25 protein-coding genes are annotated in these 23,845 nt (G+C 51.5%); 10 read left to right on the forward strand and 15 right to left on the reverse strand.

Annotated features, from left to right (window positions below; all coding sequences use genetic code 11):
* Window positions 1–49: 49 nt before the first annotated feature.
* The 5 genes from purL (at window position 50) to NM686_RS11180 (ending at window position 6,584) form a co-directional block, all read left to right on the forward strand.
* On the forward strand, window positions 50–3,928 hold the full coding sequence (gene purL, locus NM686_RS11160; protein ID WP_255187944.1) for a phosphoribosylformylglycinamidine synthase: 3,879 nt from the start codon (window positions 50–52) through the stop codon (window positions 3,926–3,928).
* Window positions 3,929–4,118: 190 nt separating this feature from the next.
* Window positions 4,119–4,871 carry a MotA/TolQ/ExbB proton channel family protein gene (locus tag NM686_RS11165; RefSeq protein WP_255187945.1) on the forward strand — a complete coding sequence of 251 codons (753 nt, stop codon included), beginning with the start codon at window positions 4,119–4,121 and terminating at the stop codon, window positions 4,869–4,871.
* A 3-nt stretch (window positions 4,872–4,874) separates the two neighbouring features.
* On the forward strand, window positions 4,875–5,756 hold the full coding sequence (locus NM686_RS11170) for a MotB family protein (RefSeq protein WP_255187946.1): 882 nt from the start codon (window positions 4,875–4,877) through the stop codon (window positions 5,754–5,756).
* A gap of 14 nt (window positions 5,757–5,770) precedes the next feature.
* Entirely contained in the window at window positions 5,771–6,358 is a 588-nt protein-coding gene (locus tag NM686_RS11175; protein WP_269021738.1) for a PilZ domain-containing protein, read from the forward strand.
* Between the two features lie 19 nt (window positions 6,359–6,377).
* Window positions 6,378–6,584, forward strand: a complete 207-nt coding sequence (locus NM686_RS11180) for a hypothetical protein (RefSeq protein ID WP_269021739.1) — start codon at window positions 6,378–6,380, stop codon at window positions 6,582–6,584.
* A gap of 468 nt (window positions 6,585–7,052) precedes the next feature.
* On the opposite strand, the gene NM686_RS11185 is transcribed toward NM686_RS11180, so the two are convergent.
* Window positions 7,053–8,978 carry a GumC family protein gene (locus NM686_RS11185; RefSeq protein ID WP_255187949.1) on the reverse strand — a complete coding sequence of 642 codons (1,926 nt, stop codon included), beginning with the start codon at window positions 8,976–8,978 and terminating at the stop codon, window positions 7,053–7,055.
* A gap of 163 nt (window positions 8,979–9,141) precedes the next feature.
* Window positions 9,142–10,614: an exodeoxyribonuclease I gene (gene sbcB / locus NM686_RS11190; RefSeq protein WP_255187950.1), complete on the reverse strand. Its 1,473-nt coding sequence runs from the start codon at window positions 10,612–10,614 to the stop codon at window positions 9,142–9,144.
* Between the two features lie 127 nt (window positions 10,615–10,741).
* On the opposite strand from sbcB, the gene NM686_RS11195 reads away from it, so the two are divergent.
* The 3 genes from NM686_RS11195 to NM686_RS11205 all read left to right on the forward strand — a co-directional run bounded on the left by NM686_RS11195 (window position 10,742) and on the right by NM686_RS11205 (window position 12,679).
* Window positions 10,742–11,335 (forward strand): SRPBCC family protein, encoded by a 594-nt coding sequence (locus NM686_RS11195; protein WP_255187951.1) that lies wholly within the window; start codon window positions 10,742–10,744, stop codon window positions 11,333–11,335.
* Between the two features lie 68 nt (window positions 11,336–11,403).
* Window positions 11,404–12,354, forward strand: coding sequence for a cytochrome D1 domain-containing protein (locus tag NM686_RS11200; RefSeq protein WP_255187952.1), 951 nt, complete (start codon window positions 11,404–11,406; stop codon window positions 12,352–12,354).
* Between the two features lie 37 nt (window positions 12,355–12,391).
* A complete protein-coding gene (locus NM686_RS11205; protein WP_255187953.1) occupies window positions 12,392–12,679 on the forward strand; it encodes a hypothetical protein in 288 nt (95 codons plus the stop codon).
* Between the two features lie 40 nt (window positions 12,680–12,719).
* Here the strand turns inward: NM686_RS11205 and NM686_RS11210 are convergent, their stop codons facing one another.
* The 6 genes from NM686_RS11210 to NM686_RS11235 all read right to left on the reverse strand — a co-directional run bounded on the left by NM686_RS11210 (window position 12,720) and on the right by NM686_RS11235 (window position 18,639).
* Window positions 12,720–12,941 (reverse strand): FeoC-like transcriptional regulator, encoded by a 222-nt coding sequence (locus NM686_RS11210; RefSeq protein WP_255187954.1) that lies wholly within the window; start codon window positions 12,939–12,941, stop codon window positions 12,720–12,722.
* Window positions 12,938–15,247 (reverse strand): Fe(2+) transporter permease subunit FeoB, encoded by a 2,310-nt coding sequence (gene feoB / locus NM686_RS11215; RefSeq protein ID WP_255187955.1) that lies wholly within the window; start codon window positions 15,245–15,247, stop codon window positions 12,938–12,940. The genes NM686_RS11210 and feoB overlap by 4 nt, the downstream gene beginning before the upstream one ends.
* Window positions 15,244–15,477 (reverse strand): FeoA family protein, encoded by a 234-nt coding sequence (locus NM686_RS11220; RefSeq protein WP_255187956.1) that lies wholly within the window; start codon window positions 15,475–15,477, stop codon window positions 15,244–15,246. Before NM686_RS11220 ends, feoB begins: the two co-directional genes overlap by 4 nt.
* Window positions 15,478–16,013: 536 nt before the next feature.
* On the reverse strand, window positions 16,014–17,117 hold the full coding sequence (locus tag NM686_RS11225; protein WP_255187970.1) for a zonular occludens toxin domain-containing protein: 1,104 nt from the start codon (window positions 17,115–17,117) through the stop codon (window positions 16,014–16,016).
* Window positions 17,114–17,386, reverse strand: a complete 273-nt coding sequence (locus NM686_RS11230; protein ID WP_255187960.1) for a DUF2523 domain-containing protein — start codon at window positions 17,384–17,386, stop codon at window positions 17,114–17,116. Before NM686_RS11230 ends, NM686_RS11225 begins: the two co-directional genes overlap by 4 nt.
* A complete protein-coding gene (locus NM686_RS11235) occupies window positions 17,386–18,639 on the reverse strand; it encodes a virulence factor TspB C-terminal domain-related protein (protein ID WP_255187961.1) in 1,254 nt (417 codons plus the stop codon). Before NM686_RS11235 ends, NM686_RS11230 begins: the two co-directional genes overlap by 1 nt.
* Before the next feature lie 271 nt (window positions 18,640–18,910).
* Between NM686_RS11235 and NM686_RS11240 the strand changes: the two genes are divergently transcribed.
* On the forward strand, window positions 18,911–20,245 hold the full coding sequence (locus NM686_RS11240) for an IS1380 family transposase (protein WP_255188233.1): 1,335 nt from the start codon (window positions 18,911–18,913) through the stop codon (window positions 20,243–20,245).
* Between the two features lie 123 nt (window positions 20,246–20,368).
* On the opposite strand, the gene NM686_RS11245 is transcribed toward NM686_RS11240, so the two are convergent.
* The 7 genes from NM686_RS11245 to NM686_RS11275 all read right to left on the reverse strand — a co-directional run bounded on the left by NM686_RS11245 (window position 20,369) and on the right by NM686_RS11275 (window position 23,525).
* On the reverse strand, window positions 20,369–20,578 hold the full coding sequence (locus tag NM686_RS11245) for a hypothetical protein (protein ID WP_255187962.1): 210 nt from the start codon (window positions 20,576–20,578) through the stop codon (window positions 20,369–20,371).
* A 50-nt stretch (window positions 20,579–20,628) separates the two neighbouring features.
* Window positions 20,629–20,955: a major capsid protein gene (locus NM686_RS11250; RefSeq protein ID WP_255187963.1), complete on the reverse strand. Its 327-nt coding sequence runs from the start codon at window positions 20,953–20,955 to the stop codon at window positions 20,629–20,631.
* Window positions 20,942–21,262, reverse strand: a complete 321-nt coding sequence (locus NM686_RS11255; RefSeq protein ID WP_255187964.1) for a G5P family DNA-binding protein — start codon at window positions 21,260–21,262, stop codon at window positions 20,942–20,944. The genes NM686_RS11250 and NM686_RS11255 overlap by 14 nt, the downstream gene beginning before the upstream one ends.
* Before the next feature lie 25 nt (window positions 21,263–21,287).
* Entirely contained in the window at window positions 21,288–22,475 is a 1,188-nt protein-coding gene (locus NM686_RS11260; RefSeq protein ID WP_269021740.1) for a phage/plasmid replication protein, II/X family, read from the reverse strand.
* Between the two features lie 176 nt (window positions 22,476–22,651).
* A complete protein-coding gene (locus tag NM686_RS11265; protein ID WP_255187966.1) occupies window positions 22,652–22,867 on the reverse strand; it encodes a hypothetical protein in 216 nt (71 codons plus the stop codon).
* Window positions 22,864–23,154: a hypothetical protein gene (locus NM686_RS11270; protein ID WP_255187967.1), complete on the reverse strand. Its 291-nt coding sequence runs from the start codon at window positions 23,152–23,154 to the stop codon at window positions 22,864–22,866. The genes NM686_RS11265 and NM686_RS11270 overlap by 4 nt, the downstream gene beginning before the upstream one ends.
* On the reverse strand, window positions 23,151–23,525 hold the full coding sequence (locus tag NM686_RS11275; protein WP_255187968.1) for a DUF7673 family protein: 375 nt from the start codon (window positions 23,523–23,525) through the stop codon (window positions 23,151–23,153). The genes NM686_RS11270 and NM686_RS11275 overlap by 4 nt, the downstream gene beginning before the upstream one ends.
* A 95-nt stretch (window positions 23,526–23,620) precedes the next feature.
* Here NM686_RS11275 and NM686_RS11280 point away from each other — a divergent pair, with 95 nt between their 5' ends.
* A complete protein-coding gene (locus NM686_RS11280) occupies window positions 23,621–23,827 on the forward strand; it encodes a hypothetical protein (RefSeq protein ID WP_255187969.1) in 207 nt (68 codons plus the stop codon).
* Window positions 23,828–23,845: the final 18 nt, after the last annotated feature.

The following is a 23,845-nucleotide window of genomic DNA, read 5'->3' on the forward strand; positions in this document are numbered from 1 at the left end:
TTTCCGATATACCCTTACATAATTCGCTTTAACACTTTTTAAAATCATCATGTTGACCATTCCCGGAACCCCCGCCTTATCGTCATTTCGTATCGAAAAACTGCTCAGCCAATTGCAAAGTCTGGATGACAAGGTTCTGGCGGTTCGAGCGCGTTTCGTGCATTTCGTGCAGCTGGAGGGCGATTTATCTGACGCGGATCACGGCATGCTCGCCCGGTTGCTGGATTATGGTTATGCGGCCGATACCACGGAGCCGGATGCCGAAGAAATCGTAGCTAAGTTATGGGTTGTTCCGCGTTTGGGTACCATATCGCCTTGGTCCAGCAAGGCCTCGGAAATTGCCGAGCGCTGCGGTTTGACGGCGGTCAAGCGCCTGGAACGCGGCATCGAATATCGTTTTACCTGCTCTTCGGCATTGAGCGCGGATGCTTTGCATGAATTGTCGGCCTTGTTGCATGATCGTATGACACAACAGGTGGTTTTCGCCGAAGCCGAACTGGATCTGTTTGCCGAGCACGAACCTCAGCCGCTGCAAACCGTGGCCATCATGGAGCGGGGCAGGGAAGCCTTGGTCAAAGCCAATACCGAATTGGGCCTGGCTTTGTCGGCTGACGAAATCGATTATTTGACGGACAGCTTTAGCCAATTGGGCCGTAATCCGACCGACGTGGAATTGATGATGTTCGCGCAGGCCAATTCCGAGCACTGCCGGCATAAAATTTTCAACGCCAGTTGGACCATAGATGGCGAAGAGCAGGCCAAATCGCTGTTCGCGATGATACGCAACACCTACAACGAAAATCCCCACAACATTCTGTCCGCTTACAAGGACAATGCCTCGGTGGTGCAAGGGCCGCAAGCCAAAGTTTTCATTCGCGACGCCAATACGCACGTCTACGGTTATGTCGACGAAGCAGCGCACATTCTGATGAAAGTGGAAACCCACAATCACCCGACCGCGATTTCTCCGCACCCCGGCGCCGCGACCGGTTCCGGCGGTGAAATTCGCGACGAAGGCGCAACCGGGCGTGGGTCGGCCACCAAGGCGGGTTTGACCGGTTTCAGCGTTTCTCATCTGAAAATCCCCGGTTTCACCCAACCCTGGGAAAGCGACAACGGCAAGCCCGATCGCATCGCCACGGCCTTGGATATCATGCTGGAGGGTCCGATAGGCGGCGCGGCGTTCAACAATGAATTTGGCCGCCCCAATATCGCCGGCTATTTCCGCAGCTTCGAACAACCCGTCGAGACCGGAGAAGCCAACCAATACCGCGGTTATCACAAACCCATCATGATCGCGGGCGGCATGGGCAACATCCGCCCGATGCTGGTCGAAAAACAACCGATTCCAGCCGGCGCCCTGATCGTGATTTTAGGCGGCCCCGCCATGCTGATCGGCCTGGGCGGCGGCGCGGCTTCGTCGCAAACTTCCGGCGAAAGCGCGGCGGAACTCGACTTTGCCTCGGTGCAACGCGAGAATCCGGAAATGGAGCGGCGTTGCCAGGAAGTCATCAACCACTGTAATTCATTGGGTGAAAATACGCCGGTTATCTCGATACACGACATCGGTGCCGGCGGCTTGTCCAATGCGGTGCCGGAGATCATCCACGATTGCGACCGCGGCGGCCGTTTTGAGTTGCGCAAGGTGCAAAATGCCGACAAAGGCATGTCGCCGATGCAAATCTGGTGCAACGAGGCGCAGGAACGTTATGTCGTGGCTATCAAACCCGAATCGCTCGAACTCTTCGAATCCTTCTGCAAACGCGAGCATTGTTTGTACGCCGTGATCGGCGAGGCCATCGACGAAGAGCATCTGACGCTGAGCGATGAATGGCTGGGGGGCAAACCGGTCGATCTGCCGATGTCGGTTTTGTTCGGCAAACCGCCGAAAATGCATCGGGATGTGCAACGTTTACACAAAACCTTGCCGACACTGAACTTCGAATCGGTCGATCTGGCGGACGCGGTCAAACGGGTATTGGCATTTCCGGCCGTCGCCGACAAGAGTTTTCTGATCCATATTGGCGATCGCTCGGTCACCGGTTTGGTGGCGCGCGATCAGATGGTCGGTCCGTGGCAAGTGCCCGTGGCCGACGTTGCGGTCACCGCATCCGGCTTTTCCGCCTATACGGGAGAAGCGATGGCGATGGGCGAGCGCACGCCGTTGGCCTTGATCGACGGCCCAGCTTCCGGGCGCATGGCGATAGGCGAAGCCTTGACCAATTTGGCCGCCGCGCGTATCGGCACGCTGAACGATGTCAAATTATCCGCCAACTGGATGGCCGCTTGCGGCAGTCCGGGCGAGGATGCGGTTTTATTTGATACCGTCAAGGCGGTCGGGATGGAGTTGTGTCCAGCCTTGGGCATCGCGATTCCGGTTGGCAAGGACTCTTTGTCGATGAAAAGCGTCTGGAAAGATGAACAGGGCGAGAAAACCATGACCTCGCCGTTGTCGCTGATCATCACCGCCTTTGCGCCGGTAGTGGAGATACGCAAAACCCTGACACCGGAACTGAAGCACGAAGATAGCGTGTTGCTCTTGATCGATTTGGGACAAGGCAAAAACCGCCTCGGCGGCTCGGTACTGGCCCAGGTTTACAATCAACTGGGCGATCGGGCGCCGGACTTGGATGACGCGGGATTATTCAAACGCTTCTTCGACGCCGTTCAAATGCTGAATGAAAAAGGCCTGATTCTGGCGTATCACGATCGGGCGGACGGCGGCTTGTTGGCGACGGTCGCGGAAATGTTGTTCGCCAGCCGTAAAGGCGTGGAGTTGGAGATCGCCGAATTGGGCGATGATGCCTTGGCGGCCTTGTTCAACGAAGAATTGGGGGCGGTGCTGCAAGTCAAAACCAGTGAGCTGGATCATGTCGCGCGCCTGCTGGATCAAGCAGGACTGGATGATTGCAGCTTCGTGATCGGCAAGGTAGTTGAGGGGCAGCGCTTGCGCATCGCGCATAATGGCCGGGAAATCTTCAGCGCGGATCGTGCCGCGTTGCAGCAAACCTGGTCGGAAGTCAGCTATCGCATGCAGGCCCTGCGCGATAATCCGGATTGCGCTCGTCAGCAATTCGAGCGCATCGCCGATGACAGCGATCCGGGCTTGTCGGTCACGTTGAGTTACGACGTCAACGACGACGTTGCCGCGCGCTTTGCCGGCCAGCCAAGGCCAAAAGTTGCGATCCTGCGGGAACAAGGCGTCAATGGCCATGTCGAGATGGCGGCGGCTTTCGACCGGGCTGGATTCGCGGCGATCGACATCCATATGACCGACATCATCAACGGCCGGGTCAGCTTGAGCGAATTTACCGGGCTAGTGGCGTGCGGTGGCTTTTCGTATGGCGACGTATTGGGTGCGGGCGGCGGTTGGGCCAAGTCGATTCTATTCAACCCGAAAGCGCGCGACGAATTCGCGGCCTTTTTCGCGCGCACGGATACCTTCGGTCTGGGCGTCTGCAACGGTTGCCAAATGATGTCGGGATTGAAAGACATCATACCCGGTGCCGAACATTGGCCGCAGTTCAAACGCAATCTGTCTGAACAATTCGAGGCACGGGTGGCGATGGTCAAAGTGCAAGCATCGCCGTCGATTTTCTTCCAAGGCATGGCCGGTTCCATGCTGCCGGTGGTCATTGCCCATGGCGAAGGACGCGCCGAATTCGGTTCGCAAAACCCGGCCGATGCCACAGTCGCGATCAGCTATGTCGACAACCGGGGTAATGAAACCGAGGCTTTTCCGGCCAACCCTAACGGTTCGCCGATGGGTATCACCGGACTGACGACAAACGATGGCCGTTTCACGATCATGATGCCGCATCCAGAGCGGTGCTTTCGCGCGGTACAAAACTCGTGGCATCCCGCCGATTGGCAGGAAGACGGCGCCTGGATGCGGATGTTCAGAAATGCACGAGTTTGGGTGGGTTAAACGCGACTTCGGCGCGGATAAACCTCCTGGCGTCCTTGTCCCGCTTGCTGGAAACGTATGGTAATAAGGCCATCTTCGTGCAAGCTTTTGCCGAATTCATCGCGAGTTATTTTTGTTTTTCGTTTATGCCTTGTTTAGGCTATTCTGCCGGGTTTAGAACGTCGATGGTTTGGCGATAGAGGAAAATAACGTGGATATTGCAACCGTACTCGGTTTTATAATTGGTGTGGCTTTGGTTGCGGCGGCGATTTTGACCGGCGGTAGCCTCATGCTATTCATCGATGTGCCGTCGATTTTGTTGGTGTTTGGCGGCACATTCGGGGTTTCGTTGATGCGTTTGTCATTGGATGATTTCTTGCGGTCGTTCGCGGTGGTCGGCAGAGCGTTTTTCAACAAAAAAACCGATCCGGCGCTATTGATCGAAGAGGCTGTAACCTTGGCGGACTTGGCGCGTAAAAACGGCTTGTTGGCGCTGGAGTCTGCCGAAGTTTCCGATCCTTTCATGAAAAAAGGCATTAGTTTATGCGTTGACGGCTATACGCCGGAATTCGTGCAAAATCTGCTACAGCAAGATATCGATCAAATGGTGAGCCGAAACGAGATAGGCCAATCGATGTGGAAAGGGGTTGCCGATCTGGCGCCGGCGATGGGCATGATAGGTACCTTGGTGGGTCTGGTACAGATGCTGGCCAATATGTCCGACCCGTCGGCCATTGGTCCGGCGATGGCGGTAGCCTTGTTGACGACCTTATACGGCGCGTTGATTGCCAACGTGTTCGCGCTGCCCATGATCGATAAGTTGGCTAGCGTCTTGAATTACGAAAAAACCAACAAGGAACTGGTGCTGAATTTCATCACCAATCTCCAGGAAGGCACCAACCCGAAAATCCTGCGAAACCTGTTGAACACCTATATTCCCGAGAAAAAACGCCCGGAGGACTAGCCGATGGCCAAATGTCCAAAATGTCCGCCACCCGGCGCGCCGGCCTGGTTAGCGACCTTCGCCGACATGATGTCGTTATTGATGTGTTTCTTCGTCTTGCTGTTATCCATGGCCAGCATGGATGTGCAGAAATTCAAGCAGATTGCGGATTCGATGAAAAATGCTTTCGGCGTGCAGCGTCTGATCCAGGTCGATCAAATCCCGTTGGGTACCAGCGTTATCGAGCAGCATTTCAGTCCTGGACAAACGCAGCCGACGCCGCTGGAAGAAATTCAGCAATCGACGCAACAGCAAACCGAGCAATTGGATGAGTCACCCGACACCATGGAACGGGCCAAGCAGCAAGTGATCGCGGAAAATCTGCAGCAAATCGCCGATCAAGCCGAGGAAATCAAGGATCGCCTGAAGGTTGAAATAGACCAGGGCCTGGTTACCGTGGGCACCAAGGGTTTCAGAATTGTCATTCGCATCAACGAAAAAGGCTCTTTCCCTTCGGCCAGCGCCATCTTGCAACCCGGTTTCGAACCGGTCATGGATAAAATCACGCAGTCGATTGCAGAATCGCACGGTAAAGTGATCGTAGCCGGCCATACCGACGACGTTCCAATCAAGACCGCGATGTATCGATCCAACTGGGAGTTATCCTCTTCCCGCGCCGTGACGGTCGTGCAATATATGCTGGAAAAGAATCAAATCGATCCTCAGAGATTTTTGATCGAAGGCCACGCCGACACACACCCCTTGTTTCCCAATGATAGTCAGCAAAACCGCGCGGCCAATCGTCGGGTGGAAATCGTCATTGCTCAGGATGAGGCCTTACTGAAAGACCAAGATCCTTCGTTACGGGTCATCCAGACGGACAGTTTTCCAGACAAACCCCTTTAAGCTGGATATTTATCATGTTCACCGCAAACACTGAGAGACGGCGATTTTTTAGAATCGACGATACCCTTTGCATTAGCTATCGCTTGATTGACCCAGAAACGGCGAGTGCTGGCCTCAAGGCAATGGAGCCGTTATCCCGCCAATTTTCGGTGGCCGCTACGCTCGATGTTTTGTCGCAAGAAGCGCAGCGCATCATGCTGAGAATCGAAAAGCAAAACCCGGAATGGCTGGAGCTTTATCAAGTGCTCGATGCAAAAATCAATACCCTGGCGCAGGCCATGATGTTCGCCTGTAGCGATGTCGACGCGCAAAATTGTCGGGATGTGAACTTGAGTGCGTCCGGCGTGGCTTTTGCACAATCCAGCCTTTTGGACATCGGGCAAAATTTGGCGATCGAAATGTATTTGCCGTCGACGCTAGCGCTGATTCTCGTGTATGGCAAGGTCGTCAATTGCCAGGAGCTAGGAGAGGGCCAGTATTCGATCAGCGTCGACTATACGCACATCCGAGCAGAAGACCAGGAACTGCTGATCAAGCATGTCGTGCGCCGGCAATGGCAGCAATTGCAGCAAAACAAGATGCGCGCCGAGTCCCTGTCATGAACGACCTGTTGCAGCTGCGATGAAGCAATACCGTGAAGATTGTTCATTTTGCCGACTCATGCGCAGCTTGGCCTTTACCGGGCTGGCGATGGGTTTGGGCGCGGGCGTGGCGTCTTTGTTTGACGTATCTCGAATTCAGATGGTTTACACCGGCATGATAGTCGCCGCAATCTTGGTTTTTGGCATACTCGGGTTGGGCCGAAACAAGACCGATGACCGAGGTTGACGACGGTTTTAGGGAGGCCGCAGACCTAAAAATCCCGCGAAGCGGAAAGCTGCCGAAGGCAGGCCTGAATCCCCTCATACCGCCCCGAGCATCGCCGCCGTTGGCAAGAATAGCCCGAAAGGGGCGCAGCAAGGAGGCTGCGCGTTTCTCGCATAGGCTGGGATGCCCCTTCGAAAAACCCTTGGCAACGGCAAGACGCGCAGGTTCAAGGCGGTATGCGGGGTGTCTTTTCTTTTGGATACTTTTCTTTCGACTGCATGGATGCAGGAGTTAGGGCAACGCATGGAGCTGTTGCCGAGGACAAGCAAAGAAAAGTATCTCGCCTGTCGGTGCGAAAACCGACTTTAACATAGGCTTCGCGGTGCGTTTCCTTAAATTGTAGCCTCAGTTTGAATGACATCCTTTGAAAGGAGGCGATATGATATTAGCGCCTTGCCAAAAAAGGTATTTTGAAAAGAGGCGTATCCCTTAGCCGAAGTAATTCAAATCGATTTTTTCCAGCGGCTGCCCGGACTGTTCCGGCGAAGATCGTCCCAATTCCAATAACAGGCCAGACGAAAGAGAACCGACTATTTTGGTGAGATCCGTGAGCTTGATACCTTGCTCCACCAGAAACAGCATGTAGGCATAACGTAGCGTTTCGGCATTGATTTGTTCTGGATTCCGCAGTCCGCTGTCGATCGCGGCGCAACAAAGCAAGGTTTCAATGTCTTCCAGGGTGGGCCAAGTGTTCACAGGGCCTTCCTGGGCGAGCAACTGCGCAACCTGCCGGGTCATCATCAGGTTTCGACGGCCGGGAATCAGGATTAGCGCATTCTGCGTGTCCAGGTTGTCAGGCTGTAGCGAGACTATTTCAGACAGCGATAACCCGTTCAGCAACAAGCCAATGATCAGTTTGATATGCGGGTCCGCCGCCAGGTATAGCGCCAGGACTTCCTCATGCGTCAACGCCCTGGAAATGTTCGCCACGGGTAAGGCCTTGGCCGGTTCGTAGGCAACCCGGGATTGAGGCGGCGTAAGGTCTAACATCGGCTGCGCTTGATGATGAAGATGTATGCCGCCTAAATTCATCGGCGCCGGCGCCGGCATCGGCAGCGGTTCCCGATTCAGATAATCGATGATGATGACGGCGGATAACGCCAGTCCAAGACTGACCACGAAGGCCAATAAGGATTGTTGCAAATAATTCGGGCTGATCGGTTTGTCCGGCAAGGTCGCCCAGTCGACCACATCCACTTGCGGATATTTTTGGCGCTGTTTGACATCGATATCGACCAGACGCTGCTTGGTGTCTTGTTGCAAGGTTTCCAGTTTCAGCAACTCCTGTTGCAGGGCTTGGTGTTCGGCAAATTGCTTGGTGTAATCCGCCGCCAGTTTCTTGTGGGCTTCCATTTGCTGCTTGATGGCGATCACCGCTTGCCGTGCCGCCGCATAATCGTTTTCGGCTTGTTGCCGGGCGAAGCTCTTGCCGACCGTGGCTTTTTCGGCAATTTTCGCTTCTATTTCCATCAGTTGTTCCCGCACCCGGCGCAGGCTGGGATTGAGTTCAATGTAATCGTGCGTGTATTGTCCTTCTATCGCGGCTAATTGATCGCGCAATTTCTCGGCCTGTTGCACCAAGACCGCCATCGATTGCGAATCGGTGTCGGGTACAACCGTCTCATTTCTGGAGATGGCAGCCAACACGGCGTCGAATTTGGCTTTAGCTTTGACTTCTTCCTCCATGGCCTTATTCAACGAAGCATTCAAGCCTTGCAGGCGCGCATGCGCCTGATTATCCGCGCTTTCGGTGGACAGAATGTTGTTTTGAAGCCGAAACTGATCGATTTCGTTGCGTTTTTCCACGACTTGTCGATCGATACGCTGCAACTGCTCGTTTAATTCGGCGACGACTTTTTCGGTATTTTCCGCGATAAAGCCGGCCCGAACCTTCAGATAAGAATCTATCCAGGCATTGATCGCCAATTGCAGTATTTGAGGTTCGGGTCCCTCGGCTTGCAACTGCACCAAATTGGTTTCCGGCTGGGGTATCACCGCGAACAAGCTTCTCAACTCATCCGCGGACCAGGTCTTGCTGTTGAGTCGCAGCTGTTGCAGGCGTTCAGCGGTTTTTTCCAGAATCATGGCGCCAAGCAAAATCTGCTTCTGAATATTGACGTGTTGCACATCGGCGGCGGGACTGGTTTGATCGATGTCGGTGGCGGCCATGGTCAGCACCGTAGCGACGCTTTGATAGATGGCCGGCTGCATGAAAATGTAAATCTGCGATGCCAAAAGACAAGGTATGAAGATCAGCGAGAACACCAACCAGCGCCGCAAGCGAACCGAAGTGCGCCGGTCATGGCCGGCAAAGCGGTCCGCGGCATTTTGAAACTCGTGAGCTTGATATTCCATGGCGGTTACCTCTAACCGGGGTAATAAGCCGCTAGTTTAGCAAGCAACGCCCGAGGCTTAGGCAAAAAATTAAGGTGGCGCCTTGCTACCAGCGCGCGGGCCAATACATACAATAATCAGTTGGAGTCCGTGTAGGGCGGCATTAGCGACGCCGTATGAAAAGTCAAGGAGCCGGCTGAATACCTCGGGTCGTTGCCGGTTCGGCCAATTGCTGTTGTCTAAAATCGGCAAAAGCTATCAATTTTGCCAACAATTGCTCATCTGCGCCCTGGTGCTGCAAGGCTTCGACGGCCTGATAAAACCGGGTTAAATTGCCTGCCGCGTCGGGATGAAGCAGGCGTTGACGGCAGAAATCCCGCCAGATTGGTCGTTCGGCTGCCGTGAGCGTATCCGGATAATTTCTGCCCCTATAACGAAACAACATTTCCGGCAAACGGGCATCGTCAAAGTCTAACGTCAAGTTTGCCAATTGCTGCGCGGGCGTTTGGCGGATTTTTTGCATCGCAAGCTTGTCTTTTTGACTGAAAAAGCCACCGCTGTAGATCATCAAGTCAGGATCTTGAGGGCTGTCCGTATAGCCGCGGTTAAACACCGTGGCCAATTTGTTTTCCAGCTCCGGGCGAACGGCGGCTTTAATGGCTTCCGCGTGCCGCAAGCATTGCGCGATATTCAACGCCAGCCGCTCGGCATCCTCAGCGCGCACGACATTGAGCGGCGCCAACACCGGGCTTTTGTTGATATGCACGGTTTTGAGTGGGATGCGTTCCATGCCTTCTTCGGCCAAGGCATCGTTGGAAACAAAGACGCGTTGTTGAATTTCGCTTGCCGATAATTCCAGCAAGGCGGCGGGATCAGCCGACAAATCGTAGACGATGATTTCATTGTTATTGCGCGGATGGGCGCAGATTGGCAAAACGATCGCCAAGCAATTTTTTTGCGCCGGGAAGCGTCCAGAGACGTGCACCAATGGCGTGAAACTGCCTAATTGCAGCAGTTTGAACGCGGCTTGTTTGGAACGATGCGCGAACAAGTAATCGTAAAGTTTGGGTTGGCGTTGCCGGATCAGGCGGGCGAGGGCGATGGTGGCGTGTACATCCGACAGCGCATCGTGGGCGGCTTGATGCGAAATATCGTTGGCTTGCGTGATGGCTTCCAGGCGAAAACTGGGCGTGCCGTCTTCGCTGACTGGCCAGTTGATGCCCGCAGGACGTAAGGCACGGGCGGCGCGGGCGATGTCGATCAAGTCCCAGCGCGAATTGCCGTTTTGCCATTCCCGGGCATAAGGATCGAAAAAATTCCGATACAGCAAATTGCGGGTGACTTCGTCGTCAAAACGAATGGAGTTATAACCCAGACTACAGGTGTCGGGTTGGGCCAGTTGCGCGTGGATGGTGCCAATAAACTCTGCTTCGCAAATACCTTTTTCATCGGCTAGTTGAGGGGTGATGCCGGTGATCAGGCAGGCTTCCGGATTGGGGAGGTAATCGTCCGCGGTTTTGCAATACAACATGACAGGTTCGCCGACGATGTTGAAATCCAGATCGGTGCGAATGCCGGCAAATTGGCAGGCCCGGTCGCGTTGCGGATCTGTGCCGAAGGTTTCGTAATCGTGCCAGAAATAAGTCGCCGTGCTCATCGTGTCATCCTGATTAGAGTAAGGTAATTGGGAATTTTTCCGCAATCGAGCTTTTGCGGCTACCCGATCAAGGAATTTATTTTATAATTCAGGATTCAATTTTATGTGACCACCATAGGAAAGTGTTATGAAAAAAACCTCGCTATTTGTTTCGGCTGCTTTGCTGATGTTTACCGGCATGGTCAATGCCCACGGGCCGGTCAGAGGAAAAATGACTGCAACCGTCGTCATCGACGCGCCGGCCGTCAAAGTTTGGGAAGTCATTAAAAATTATAACGATATGTCCTGGCACCCCAGCATCAAAAGCGTCGAAGGCGGTAACAACGAAAAAGGCGCGGTTCGTAAGCTGACTTTGGCCAATGGTGGCACGATCACCGAAGAACTGAAATCGCATGATGACAGCAAAATGTCCTACAAATATAAAATCACTGATATGAGCTCAACCGGCACCATCAAACACGCCGGTCAAGACGAGGAAATTCCGGTATTGCCAGTGGGTAACTATGCCGCAGAACTGTCCGTTGCAGACAAAGGTGGCAAGGCCGAAGTGGAATGGGTAGCCACTTACTACCGCGCTTATGTCAACAACAACCCGCCTGCGGAATTGAATGAAGAAGCTGCTGACAAGGCTGTTACCGACGTGTTGACGACCGGCCTGAAAGCGCTGGACAAAAAAGTGGGTTCCGGTTCCGCCGAAGTCAAAATCGACCTGAAACGTTAAAAATCCGTCCTATCACGGTTTCCATCGGCTGATGGAAACCGTTTCGCATCTTCTTCCCAGCTAAAAACATGCCCAATAAATCGATTGTCGTATTGGCGTTGTTGTCTGTTTTCACCGGCAACGCCCATGCCAGACCTTATGCGTTTATCACGAATCAGCTGGATAACTCGGTTTCCGTCATCGATACCGAGCGCCAACAAGTGGTGGAAACGGTCAAAGTCAACGGCAAACCCGCAGGGGTCGCTGTTAATCCGCAACGTCAACAGATTTATATCAGCACGCCGGAAGGGGGCGGTTTTGCGGTGATCGACAACGGTTCGTTCAAAGTCCGGAAAACCGTGAAGGTGGCCGGAGCATCGTTGGGTATCGCGGTCGACAAATCGGGTGAACAAGTGTTTGTGGCCGATTGGTATGAAAATACCGTTGCGGTTTTCGATACGCAGAATTTTGAAAAAACGGCGGTGCTATCGGTCGGTAAATCACCATCCGGCATGACCATCAGCCCGGATAACAAATGGCTTTTTGTTGCCAACCGGATAGACGATTCGGTGTCCCAGATCGATCTGAAAAAACTGACCGTCCGCAACACGACCAAGGTCGGCGCGCACCCGTTTGGCATTACACTGGACAAGGATGGTAAACGGCTTTATACCGCGAATGTCGAAAGCAACGACGTCACCGTGCTGGATACTCGCCGCTTGAAGCGTGTGGCTACCATCAAGGTTGGCGCCAGGCCATACGCGGTAGCTCTGGCCAAGAACGACAGCCTGTTGTTCGTGACCAATCAAGACGATGGCACGGTATCGGTGATCGATACGGTAAGCTTGAAAACCCTGAAGGAGATCCAGGTCGGCGATAAACCAGAAGGCATCAGCACGCATCCGGACGGACGCTTTGTTTATGTCGCCAATTGGTTTGATAACAACGTGTCGGTGATCGACGCGGACACACTGGAAGTCGTGAATACGATAAAAACAGGCGAGGGCAGTCGTGCCTTCGGCGAATTCATCAGCCCGTGATAAACTTGCGCGCGATTAAACTCCACTTGAGAATGCTATGGCAGAAACCGTTGAAGAATTGACCATTCGTTATGAAGATGGCGGCATCGAAACCGTCAAGGAATTGGACAAAAAAGTATTGAGTAAGGGGGCTTGGGCGACCGTGATTTATCGCTACCAGGATTGGGAGCCCAGTAAAAACCAATATAGCCAAGACAGATTCAGCATCCGTCGTTACCAAAAACGCAACGGCGAATATCAACAAAAATCCAAATTCAACATTTCCAGCGAGAAACAAGCGTTGGAACTGATCGAAGCATTACAAGGCTGGTTGGCCGATAAGTAAGCGTTTCATTGGGGCAGGGCCGCATCGGCCGTGCCTCGTATCAATCCACCCATTCATAAATTTCCGTCAGCAACGGATCGCATTTACAACAGCTGGTGCCACAATTGCTGCCAGCCGGAGATATGCGCACTTTGCCCTTGCTGATCCATTTGGCCAGCATGCCGCGCAAGGCATTGGCATCGACATGAAAATGCAAGACCAAGTCGTTCAATGTGACTCGGCGTTTGTTCTGTAAGTATGTCCGTAAATCCGAAAGAATCACGATAAAACCCCTCTCTGTTGCCGGGAACCATAGAATCGCAATAAAGACAGCGCGAGCACGAACAGCAACGCCAGCAAACCAAACCACAGACTTGCAGTCGCTGGCTGCTCGGCGAATCTCATGCCTTGATAGAAAAGAGTGGCGGTAGTGTACGCCAGGAAAGTCGTCCAGCACACCACGAACAAAGCCCAGCCGGCGCTGGTTTCTTTATAAATGGCGGCCGTGGCGGCGACGCAGGGCGCATACAGCAGAATGAAAAGCAGATAAGCAAAAGCGCCAGCCTTCCCATCGAATTGATTTTGCATGACGCCGAAAGTTGCCAGTTTGACTTCCTGTTGTTCGGCGGCCGTTGCTACATCCTCGACGTTGGCAATCCCCAGGCCCAGGGGGTCGAGGACTTTATCGGCAATTTCCGCCAGATTGTCCGGTACCGTCTGACAAGCTGCTAGCAAGGCTTCCGCCAGATCGAAGGGCTTGTCGGTTTGTTCTTGAGCACCAGCCGCCATTTGACTATAGAGTGCGTCCAGCGTGCCAACCACGGCTTCCTTGGCCAGGACGCCGGTGAAAATCCCGACCGTGGCCGGCCAATTGTCTTCACTGATACCCATGGGGCTAAATGCGGGCGTCAGCGCGCGGCCGATTTGGCTTAACACCGATTGATCACTATTCTCGCGACCAAAGCTGCCGTCGGTACCCAGGGAATTGAGGATATTCAGTATCAAGACCATAGGTACGATGAGCTTGCCGGCATTGAAGATAAAGGTTTTCAACCTATCCCAAGTCTTGATGTAGATACCGCGCAGGGTAGGGAGGTGGTAGGTGGGCAACTCCATCAAAAACGGGGTGGGTTCGCCTTTCAATAAGGTATGGCGCATGATCAAGCCGGTCAAAACGGCAACCAAGATACCCAACAAATACAAGCCAAAAACCAGGTTTTGTCCGCCAACCGGGAAAAATGCCGCGGCAAAAAGCGCATAGACCGGCAAACGCGCGCCACAGGACATGAAAGGATTCATCAGGTTGGTCAAAATCCGGTCGCGCGGATTTTCCAGCGTTCGGGTGGCGATAATGGCGGGCACATTACAACCAAAACCAACGATCATCGGTACGAAGGATTTCCCCGGCAAGCCAATCACGCACATGAAGCGGTCCATCACAAACGCAGCCCGGGACATGTAACCGGAGTCTTCCAGCATCGACAAAAAGATGAACAAAAAGCCAACGATGGGAATAAAGGTAGCCACAACTTGCACGCCGCCACCGATGCCATTACTCAACAGCACCACCAACCAATCCGGCCAGTTCAATGAAGTGAGCAGGGCGCTCATGCCGTCGACCAATAAGGCGCCGACCGCTTGATCGAAGAAATCGACGAAGGCGCTGCCGACATTGATCGTGAACATGAACATCGTGTACATCACCAGTAAAAATACCGGTATGCCCAAGAAACGATTCAGGACCACCGCATCGATCCTATCGGTGGTATGGCGTGATACCTCATTCAGCTTGCATACGGTCGTTTGGACCAGTTTATTGACCAAGCCGTAACGAGCATCGGCGGCCAGAATGTCGATTTCGTCGTTCGTTTCCTGTTCTATGCGTTGCCGCAATATTTCCGCGGCGTTTTGTAGCTCCGATCCGGCCAGTCGCTTGGCCAGTGTGTCATTTTCCAACAAACGCAATGCCAACCAGCGCAGATCACATTGGGCTTGATGCTCGGTCAATAGTGGCTGTAACTCGGTCACAGCCCTCTCGATGGCAGGATGATAACCCACATTGAGTGCGGGAATGGAGGGGTGCTGACAGGCCTTGTCAATGGCTTGTCGCAATTCCTTGATACCTTGGCCGGTAGCGGCCGTCACGGCGATAACCGGGCAGGACAACAGGGAAGACAATGAGGTGAGATCGATTTTAATGCCGCGTTTTTTCACGGCATCCATCATATTCAACACCACGATCATCGGCACCCGCATTTCGATCAATTGCGAGGTCAGATATAAATTCCGTTCTATATTCGAGGCATCGATGATGTTGATGATCAAATCCGCTTCGCGGGACGCAACATAGTCGCGCGCCACTTTTTCGTCCAACGACACGCTGTCATCATCGGCCTCCAGTGAATAGGTGCCAGGCAAATCAACCACGGCGATGCGTTTACCTTGGAATTGATATTCGCCGGTCTTTTTTTCTACTGTGACGCCTGGCCAGTTACCGACATGCTGACGCGAACCGGTCAAGGCATTGAACAGCGTAGTTTTACCGCAATTGGGGTTCCCAACGACACCGATAGTAAAATCAACGCTCATATTTTTTCTATCATCAAGACTGAAGCTTCGTTCTTACGTAAAGACAACGAAAAACCACGCAGTTTGATTTCGACGGGATCTCCCATGGGCGCAAAGCGCGTGATGGTAAATTCAGTACCAGGGGTTAAGCCCATGGCCAGTAATTTTTTTCGATAGGGTCCACCAGACTGGTCAAATCCCACAATACGGCCAGAATCGCCAGCCGTCAGCATCTTTAATGACATCAGCATTTGCTACCGCCTTTAGCCAAAAGGTAATTAATAATGGTTCTCATTAATTGCCAATATAGCATATCAGCAAAGCCGAATAAAAAATAAGGTGCATTTCGGCACATTATTTAACATAATATACATTATGCGAAGTAGCCGGCGCCGGCGAAATCTGACCTGGTCAGGCCTTTGAAGCGTTTTCAAGGTAGATATCGCGACGCGCGTAAACGCGCATCGATGAAGCAGTAAGTCTCCAAAAGCTCGCGCTAAAAAGTCCTGTTCGGCTTCCGCCTCACTGTTTACGCCCGGCTAGGGAAATGGCACGAAATAACTACGAGCGGGCTATTTTGCGCGAAAACGCAAGCGGTGTAGCCAATCCGTCAGGCGCTACAGCAAGGACGGGCTGCTAGCCCGTTAAGGCGCGAACACGATCACTCTCAAAAGGGTTTTTAGGGTGGAATGTATGCGGCGGAAAGGATGCGAGGCCCGCGGATCGCCGTGCTAAAGCTCGGCGATCCTCCCGAAGGTCTACGGTAATTAAGGTAACGTTACGTTAATTAAGGCTGTACAGGCTTAACCTCGGCTACTTGGGAAACCGGTAATGTTTTTGCCGGCATGTCAGCCGAATGCGGGGATGATTGCAAGCCGACATAAGGATTGAAATGCAAATTCATCATGTGTTCGTGACATTGCTCCCAAGTGACAGGGTAAGGCGTGGCTTGTTGTGTGTAGCATTTGCACGAGGTTTTAGTGGCAATGCAACCCGCTAAAACCGGAACGGCGGTCACCTTGAGCAACTCGGCATAAGCAGGAGCCGTTTCAGGATGATTAGGAACGGCCGGCGTAAAGTCCGGCGTCTTGATCATCGGTTGTACGGCGGACGCGCCCCCCGCGCCCGCTCCTGCCGTCGCTGTCGCGGGTGTCACGCCCACCGCGGACGGATTGTCGGTAGACGCCGGCTGGATAGCCTGATTAGGGTTTGAAAATTCATTGATCCGGTGATAAATCCGATAGCCAATAATGGCCAATACCAAGGCGCAAAAACACAACACATAAAAGCTCAAAGGCTTGCGCTTATTGAGCTTGGTGTGCAGTGATGCGGACTTGTAAAGTTTAAAGATTTGCTTGGGGAGCTTATAAGGCCTGATGACCGCATCACCACGAGAAGTCACATTTTGCCGGCATTCGGGGAATTCGTATTCCGTGCGACCACGCCAATTGGCGACCAGATGAATATGACGACCTACCAGCAAACGCACATTAGAATGAAAGAGATGGGGGCCTTGACTGATCAGCCAAAAATCAAGACCTTTATGCCGATGCGTTTCAAGCGCGGCAATTTCTTCAGGCAAGGCTGACGCGGAGTTGGTTGGACGCCAAACCCGCTGCACTTCGTCAAGAACAATTAAACTGCCATCGGTGGCCCAATAAGGCCAATCTTCGACCAGGTAAATAACTTTGCCCTCATTCTGCATTTGCTCTAGATCGAAAGAGCGGCAATGCTCACAAAGTTCTGACGTACAAAAAACAGGTTCATGGGCCACTTTAAGATCAGGGATACCATGCACATAAATTTTGCGCTGAGAAGGCAAGCGAGTAAGTTCCTGAACGGTCCAAGCGGTTTTGCCGGCACCAGGAGTGCCAGTAATCAACGTAATCATAAAGGCCTCAATTTTTTAATAGCCATCATGGCGGCGCGGGTAGTCAAACCCGCAGCCAAAATGCCCAAGAACTGCCCTACCCCGCCCAAATTCAGCAATTGCAAGATAGTTGGATCGATCAAGGCGAACTTGGCTTGAGCCTGGGCAATAACAGACGAAGCAAAGGCAGTCAAAGCCGCATAAGAAATCAAGCCAAAGCCAAGGGATACCAGGACACGAGCGGCCAAAGTGCCGGTAATAGATAGCAAAAAAGCTGCAATGGTATTCATCAATCACGTACCCCACCTAAAACAAACCAGCCAGCCATAAGCCAACCCACGGCAATCAAGACCGGTGCTAATGACGATAGAAACTGACAAACCGGCGCGTAACTAAAAACCGCACCCGAGAGAAAGTGACCTGCTACAGCAACGTCGGCGGGGCAGCTGCCAGATCCCCAGCTTGTCGAAGTGAAAGAAGCGTTAACCGGGGTAGTAGTCAAGGTTTCAGGAGATTGAATGGTGCCAAGTTTCAAACAACCAACGGCATCAGGGTATTTATCACAATCGGTCAACTGTTCGGATTCGACAGGTTTTGTTGATGTGTCGCTACCGTAGGCAATAGCCGAGGTTGAGGTTGTGGTAACACCTGTAACGCCATCCGTTATAGCTTGAGTTTGGGCAGAAGTTTTAGACACGTCGAAAGCATCACCGGCAGCGGTTGGTGCGATTGAATAGGTATCGGTTGTTGTAGTCACCGCCGTCATTGGGTGGCTGGTTGCCTGATCAAAATATGAGCGAGTCTCAGTTGTAGGCGGAGCCGTGACAGTGGAAGGATCAGCAGATTCTGCTTTGGGCTCTTCGTCAGTAGTCGGCGGAAATCCTTGTCCAATCAATTCATCAAGCAAAGACGGGATTTTTTGCTCTTTATTTGGCCCGTTTAATGTTTCGGCAATATCAGCCTCGAGAGTTTGACGGTTTGCAGGCTCATTGATGACCGATCCAACACACATTCCGGTAACGCTATCGTATGTTGACGGCGCTGTGCAGGTTGGGGCAATAGCGCATATCGCCTGTGTTTTGTCCCAATTAGACCCCGCAGGACACATAGTAGAATACGATATTATTCCCATGTAACCAATAAGGTTTCCACTAGAATAGAGTGAATAATAATCTTTTTGAGAGGCTGTATTACGAGAAGACCAGGCCGATGAAGAAAGGCTTAAGTTTGGAAAAACTTTTTTGAAGGCAGAGTTAAACGAACCATCACAATAAAAAGGGCCAGAAGCAATATTTTGCGCTACGCAATATTGACCAAGAGGCGTTGTTGTAGTTTGTGGCTGAGTAGGGTCAGGCGTTGTAACTTTTTCAAGAATTTCATTATAGACATAACTTATATCTATAACAGCAGCAACAGCAGCAGCACAGGCGAGTTTATTAAGCATACAACCGGCAGCAGCTTGAATAATAGCTTGAGTGGGCACAGCCTTAGAAACCGTAGCCGCCACCTTTTTTCCGGCAACGGATAAATCAAAAGAGGCCAAACCTTTTGCGCCACCCGTAGCAGAGTTATAAACAGAGGGCTTAGGTTTTAGAACATCACTATAAGAGACATTTGCATCTTTATTGTTGAGAACATAAACACCGGAGCCATTGGGAAAAAGACCCGACGCAAAAGAAGAAACAGGAATAATTAAAATAAAAATATAACCTGAATCCGTGACTTAAAAGGCCATCCACGGCCGCAACGCAATGATTTAAAACGCTTATTCTGGGATAATACCGCTATTCTTCCATTCACCCGGCGAGTGATTCATGAAGCGGTTTATCCTGGAGCAATCTGAAACTGAATTTTATACCAGCCATTCTGGATTAGCCTTGGTCGGTTTATGTTTGAATCAATATGGCCAGCTCAATCAGGCGCTGGAAAAAGGTATTCCGCTACGGCACGGTATTGCTCACGCCGATATTATCAAAAGCTATATAGGCACCCTTAGCCTGGGCAAAAGCGACTTCGAAGCCATCGAAAACCATCGCGACGACGACTATTTCAAAGCCGCGCTCGCCATTCATCAAGTACCCTCCAGCGCCCGCCTCAGACAGCGACTGGATGAACACGCCGACGCCTTATTACCGATCATTTATCAAAGCAACCTCGATTTTCTGGCTCACGCCCAGGTGCCGGTAACGCCGTTAGCCACAGGCCATGTCGCGTTGGATATCGATGTTTACCCCATGAACAACGAAAAAACCTGCAAAGAAGGCGTCTCCCGAACCTACAAAGGTTTTGACGGCTACGCCCCGATTGCCCTCTATCTGGGTAAAGAGGGCTGGTGTATTGGTAATGAACTGCGCGAAGGCAAGCAGCATTGCCAATACGAATTCCGCTATGCGCTGGAGCGCGGACTCGCCGCCGCGAAACGTTTGACGACTTTGCCTTTGTTGGTCCGGCTGGATGGCGGTCACGACGCGCTCGACAATCGCATCGACTTACACGAAGCCGATCAGGTCGATTTCATCATCAAATGGAACCCGCGTAAACAAGATGCCGACGCCTGGCTGGCCTACGCCGAACAACACGGCCAGTGGACCACACCGCGCGAAGGCAAACGCGTGGCCTTGTTCAGTGTCATGGAGCAACACACTCGCAACGGTAAAACCTATACCTGTCGCCGGGTCATGCAAATCACCGAGCGCACCATCACGGCTCAAGGCCAAGCCCTCGTGCTACCGGATATCGAAATCGAAGGCTGGTGGACCAGTCTGCCGGTGGCCGATTACGACGATGCCATGGTTATTGCCCTCTATCGCGACCATGCCACCGCTGAACAATTCCACAGCGAATTCAAGACCGATCTGGATATCGAGCGCCTGCCATCCGGCAAGTTTGCCACCAACGACCTGATCATGAGCCTCAGCGCCTATAGCTACAACATCCTGCGCTGGATAGGCCTGATCGGCTTGCTGGGCGAACAAAGCCCGGTCAGGCATCCTGCCAAGCGGCGGCGTATCAAAACCGTGATCCAGGAACTGATGTATCTGGCCGCGCGACTCATCCGTAGCGGGCACCGGCTGAAGCTGCGCTTTTCACAGAGCTGTCCCGGTTTCATCGCTTTTGAATCCACCTACGCCAAACTCGCCGCCGGCTAGCGACTGATCGCTCTGCCATCGATAGCACAACGCCGCAAATTCACAGTGGCTTGGGAATCCTGCGCCTAAAGTCCATCAAATTGAATCATGCAGGGAAAATATTCCAGATAATACGCTGCATTTCTAGCCGTTAAACTCGATTGCCCGGACCACACTTTTAAATTCAGCGAATTTTGGAAGAGTATGACGAATAAAAGGTCTGGCAATATGTGGAGTCACGGATTCAGGTTTAAATGAGCGCATGATAATTATGCCGGCCAAAAAAGCAGCCGCAACGGCGATCAAATCCGGCACCATGCCGGTTAATTGATCGGTAATAGCTTCTTGAATCATAAAAAACTCCAAAAAAAAAGGCGGGGTTTTACCCCCGCCCATCAGCAAGATTAGCTTGCGCCACGTTGCATGAGTTTGAAGGCAGCAATCGCGATAATGGCGATCAGGAACAAGCCGGCCACAGTAGACGCATCGGTTTTAGCATCTTCCAAGGCGGTTGAAACATCGGCAGGCACAGCAGCAAAAGCCGAACCGATAGACGCGGAAACCAAGGCGGTACCAGCGGCAATTTTTTTATTCAGTTTCATAAGTAAAACTCCTAATTGGGATTGATAAAAACCACGCTTTTTTTGGGTCGGTGTGCATGGCGTGAATAACACCGGATCGGGCCTGACGATCAATGAATAACCATCAGAATCGAATTCAGGCACTTGCATTGGTTGCCGCCTTGGGCACGACAACCCGCAAATGCTTAATGTTGATTTCGGCGAGTTCGAGCGAGCCGAAGCGGCCAACCTGAAAAGCGTTATCGCCCAACAGATATTTGCCCTTGGCAATCGGGCCTATCTTGTCGCGCTCTTCCCGGTTCTGGGTGAAGGCATGACGAATTTTGAACTGCAAGGGATAACGGCTTTGGTCGGTAAACATCAAAGCCGGTTGTTCCAGCGTGTAATAGACGGTGCCATCTTTGCGGCTAACCAACTGATCGGCTAAAAGGTCTTCTGTCTCGATTTCAATATGCATGGTTTTTCCTCAACGGGAGTGGTGGTTAGGCCGCTTTGTAAAACGGCGGGAACTGTTCGCCGAAATTGATTTCGACATAACGGATAAAGGGGATGACTTCACATTGCAGGCCATCGCCTTTCAGGTTTTGCAGGACGGCGCGCGAAAGACCAACTTCGTGGAGCATTTCAATAGCACCCCAGAAAACGTTTTCAGATGTAGCGGTACGCCTTGCTTCAATCCATCCATCGGCTTTAATAGATCGAAAAACACGATACGCGGACATGGCTTTACCGTAAGTGATCTTGCCGGAACGAGCGTTTACGGTGGGAAATTTGGCTTTTAATGCTTTCTCTATCTCTTCATCTCTAATGATTCTCATCTGTTTACCCTCTAACGCTTTGAATAGGTCTTGTGTGGCTTCTTTCCAATATTTTTCGGCGTTGAAAACCCTGGACAACGAAAATAAGTTGTTATCGATCTGTCGCCGCTCGAACCAACGGGTTTTCAAGCTGACTTCCCATCGCACCATGCCTTTAGCCCAATCGAGCAAAGCATCGGTGTAATGCTCGGAGACCTTGTCGCCACGCTTTTTGAGCTTGGCTAATTGGTTCATGACTTCCAGGAGCTTGACGTAAACCTTGATTTTCTTGATACGGCTGTTGGACTTGCCGAAATAGGCGGTGCCGGCATAACCGGTACGGGCGCGGGTTTGGCCATTACTGACATTCTGCAAGGCGTTGACGAATTGCAAGGCTTCGTTTTCCGTCTTGCACCAAGAGTGATAGGTAATATCGACCTGTTCAACCGACCAATGCTTTTGCTCTAAATACTCGATGAGATGCGGATAAGTATCGATCAACAAATGAATCATCTTTTCAGCGCAGTACCAAATATTGTCAGAACCGAACAGGTTATGACCTTGGATGAGTTTGGCCGGGCTGGCTTTGATCTCGATGAAAAAGTCTTGAACATCGGCGTTTTTCTTGAAACTGTCGCGGAAGTCGAAAACCTTGAAGGCCATAGTCGAAAGACTGGAAGGGATGGACTCCCAGCGATGCGTCAAGGCGATTTCTTCGCCATGAGCATCAAGGGAGGATTCCAGCGGAATTTTCAAATCAGAAAGGCTGATACGGGTTTTTTGCACTTCATGCAACACAGGCAAGCCGTTTTCGGTCAATCCGGATTCAAACACTTGGCGGAATGGGCAACGAAGGACAAGCATGTCGATCATGACTAAAAATCAGTTATCGATACCAGAACGAGGACGTTCTTCGCATTCGTCACAGTGACAAACCAAACCACGCTTTAAGCGTTGGTCATGCAGATAGAGTTCCAAAAATGGCAAGAAATAGCCGGTCACTCGACCAACCACAAACGAAGGACAAGCATGTCGATCATGACTAAAAATCAGTTATCGATACCAGAACGAGGACGTTCTTCGCATTCGTCACAGTGACAAACCAAACCACGCTTTAAGCGTTGGTCATGCAGATAGAGTTCCAAAAATGGCAAGAAATAGCCGGTCACTCGACCAACCACAAAGGCAATGACTAAACCGATAAAAATACCGGCCAGATAGGAACCCTGAACAGCAATATCAATAGCAGATAGGCATTCGTTCATAGGTTGCTCTCCTGCCCTACTGATTCGGCGGACTGGACAGGAGAGCGGCCAACGTCCGCTATACCAGCTCTAAAAAATTGAATTTCCTGAATGGATTTATCGACAAGCGATTGCAGTTTAGGGAAATCGATAAACAACAAGCGAATGCCATCCAGGCGGGAAATGTGAAGATCACAAATGGATTGACGAAAAGGAATGGGTTGTAACTTTTCTTCACACAAAGAGCGAAAACAGTTTTCAACAATGAAATCCAAGGTTTCTTTAATGGTTTTTTGGGGAATGTTCATTTTGAAACCTCTTTAGCCCAGGCTTCGAACAGTTCAGAACCATTGTCAAAATAAAGATGAATCTCTTGCACCGTAGCACGCGCGTCCATAGTCAAGACATCGATACAAGCAGTGAATAAATCGGAATCCAAACCGCGCAATCTGGTCAGGTCGAACGGGAAGCGATGGCCGTTATACAACCCCAGTAAAAACAAGCGAACCGTGGCGGCTTGGCCGGTGTCACGTTTAGCGATGATAGACAAGCGTTTCAACGATGGAACGCCAACAGATAAAACCGCTTTACGCTCGATTTCAAAATTCGAGATTTGATTAAGGAAATCCGTAACAGCTTGAGGTTGTTCGGGAGTGTCTTGGTGATCGGTAGTGTTCATCGGTTGGCCTCAATGATTCTTAGAACTTAGAAACGAGGCTTTTTTTACATTCTTAGAAATTAGAAGTCAAGAAAAAAGTAAACAGAATGCAGAATATGAGAACTAAAGAACACGAGAACAAAGACATGCCAAGCAAACACATCGACGACAAAACATGGAGAAAAATTCAGGACTTAACAGTAAAAACTGTTATAGCAACCCAAAAACCAATCAAAGAAACAGAAGTACTAGCCTATGTGATTAAGAGAGGCCTGGAAGAAGTGAATGTTGAAGAATTAAAAACATTAGGAAAAGACAAATAGTCTAACGGATTTAACTGA

It is taken from the genome of Methylomonas rapida (genome assembly GCF_024360925.2).
In the GTDB taxonomy this organism is placed as follows: Bacteria; Pseudomonadota; Gammaproteobacteria; order Methylococcales; family Methylomonadaceae; genus Methylomonas; species Methylomonas rapida.

Excerpts from the sequence above, each read along its gene's own strand:
- NM686_RS11220 (WP_255187956.1), bottom strand. The coding sequence starts at position 15,477 with ATGCTGATGTCATTAAAGATGCTGACGGCTGGCGATTCTGGCCGTATT.
- NM686_RS11175 (WP_269021738.1), top strand. The coding sequence starts at position 5,771 with ATGTTCACCGCAAACACTGAGAGACGGCGATTTTTTAGAATCGACGAT.
- NM686_RS11205 (WP_255187953.1), top strand. The coding sequence starts at position 12,392 with ATGGCAGAAACCGTTGAAGAATTGACCATTCGTTATGAAGATGGCGGC.
- NM686_RS11185 (WP_255187949.1), bottom strand. The coding sequence starts at position 8,978 with ATGGAATATCAAGCTCACGAGTTTCAAAATGCCGCGGACCGCTTTGCC.
- NM686_RS11195 (WP_255187951.1), top strand. The coding sequence starts at position 10,742 with ATGAAAAAAACCTCGCTATTTGTTTCGGCTGCTTTGCTGATGTTTACC.
- NM686_RS11280 (WP_255187969.1), top strand. The coding sequence starts at position 23,621 with ATGAGAACTAAAGAACACGAGAACAAAGACATGCCAAGCAAACACATC.
- NM686_RS11230 (WP_255187960.1), bottom strand. The coding sequence starts at position 17,386 with ATGAATACCATTGCAGCTTTTTTGCTATCTATTACCGGCACTTTGGCC.
- NM686_RS11225 (WP_255187970.1), bottom strand. The coding sequence starts at position 17,117 with ATGATTACGTTGATTACTGGCACTCCTGGTGCCGGCAAAACCGCTTGG.
- NM686_RS11250 (WP_255187963.1), bottom strand. The coding sequence starts at position 20,955 with ATGCAAGTGCCTGAATTCGATTCTGATGGTTATTCATTGATCGTCAGG.
- NM686_RS11170 (WP_255187946.1), top strand. The coding sequence starts at position 4,875 with ATGGCCAAATGTCCAAAATGTCCGCCACCCGGCGCGCCGGCCTGGTTA.
- NM686_RS11180 (WP_269021739.1), top strand. The coding sequence starts at position 6,378 with ATGAAGCAATACCGTGAAGATTGTTCATTTTGCCGACTCATGCGCAGC.
- NM686_RS11255 (WP_255187964.1), bottom strand. The coding sequence starts at position 21,262 with ATGCATATTGAAATCGAGACAGAAGACCTTTTAGCCGATCAGTTGGTT.
- NM686_RS11240 (WP_255188233.1), top strand. The coding sequence starts at position 18,911 with ATGAAGCGGTTTATCCTGGAGCAATCTGAAACTGAATTTTATACCAGC.
- NM686_RS11245 (WP_255187962.1), bottom strand. The coding sequence starts at position 20,578 with ATGATTCAAGAAGCTATTACCGATCAATTAACCGGCATGGTGCCGGAT.
- NM686_RS11270 (WP_255187967.1), bottom strand. The coding sequence starts at position 23,154 with ATGAACATTCCCCAAAAAACCATTAAAGAAACCTTGGATTTCATTGTT.
- NM686_RS11275 (WP_255187968.1), bottom strand. The coding sequence starts at position 23,525 with ATGAACACTACCGATCACCAAGACACTCCCGAACAACCTCAAGCTGTT.
- NM686_RS11260 (WP_269021740.1), bottom strand. The coding sequence starts at position 22,475 with ATGATCGACATGCTTGTCCTTCGTTGCCCATTCCGCCAAGTGTTTGAA.
- NM686_RS11265 (WP_255187966.1), bottom strand. The coding sequence starts at position 22,867 with ATGAACGAATGCCTATCTGCTATTGATATTGCTGTTCAGGGTTCCTAT.
- sbcB (WP_255187950.1), bottom strand. The coding sequence starts at position 10,614 with ATGAGCACGGCGACTTATTTCTGGCACGATTACGAAACCTTCGGCACA.
- feoB (WP_255187955.1), bottom strand. The coding sequence starts at position 15,247 with ATGAGCGTTGATTTTACTATCGGTGTCGTTGGGAACCCCAATTGCGGT.
- NM686_RS11200 (WP_255187952.1), top strand. The coding sequence starts at position 11,404 with ATGCCCAATAAATCGATTGTCGTATTGGCGTTGTTGTCTGTTTTCACC.
- purL (WP_255187944.1), top strand. The coding sequence starts at position 50 with ATGTTGACCATTCCCGGAACCCCCGCCTTATCGTCATTTCGTATCGAA.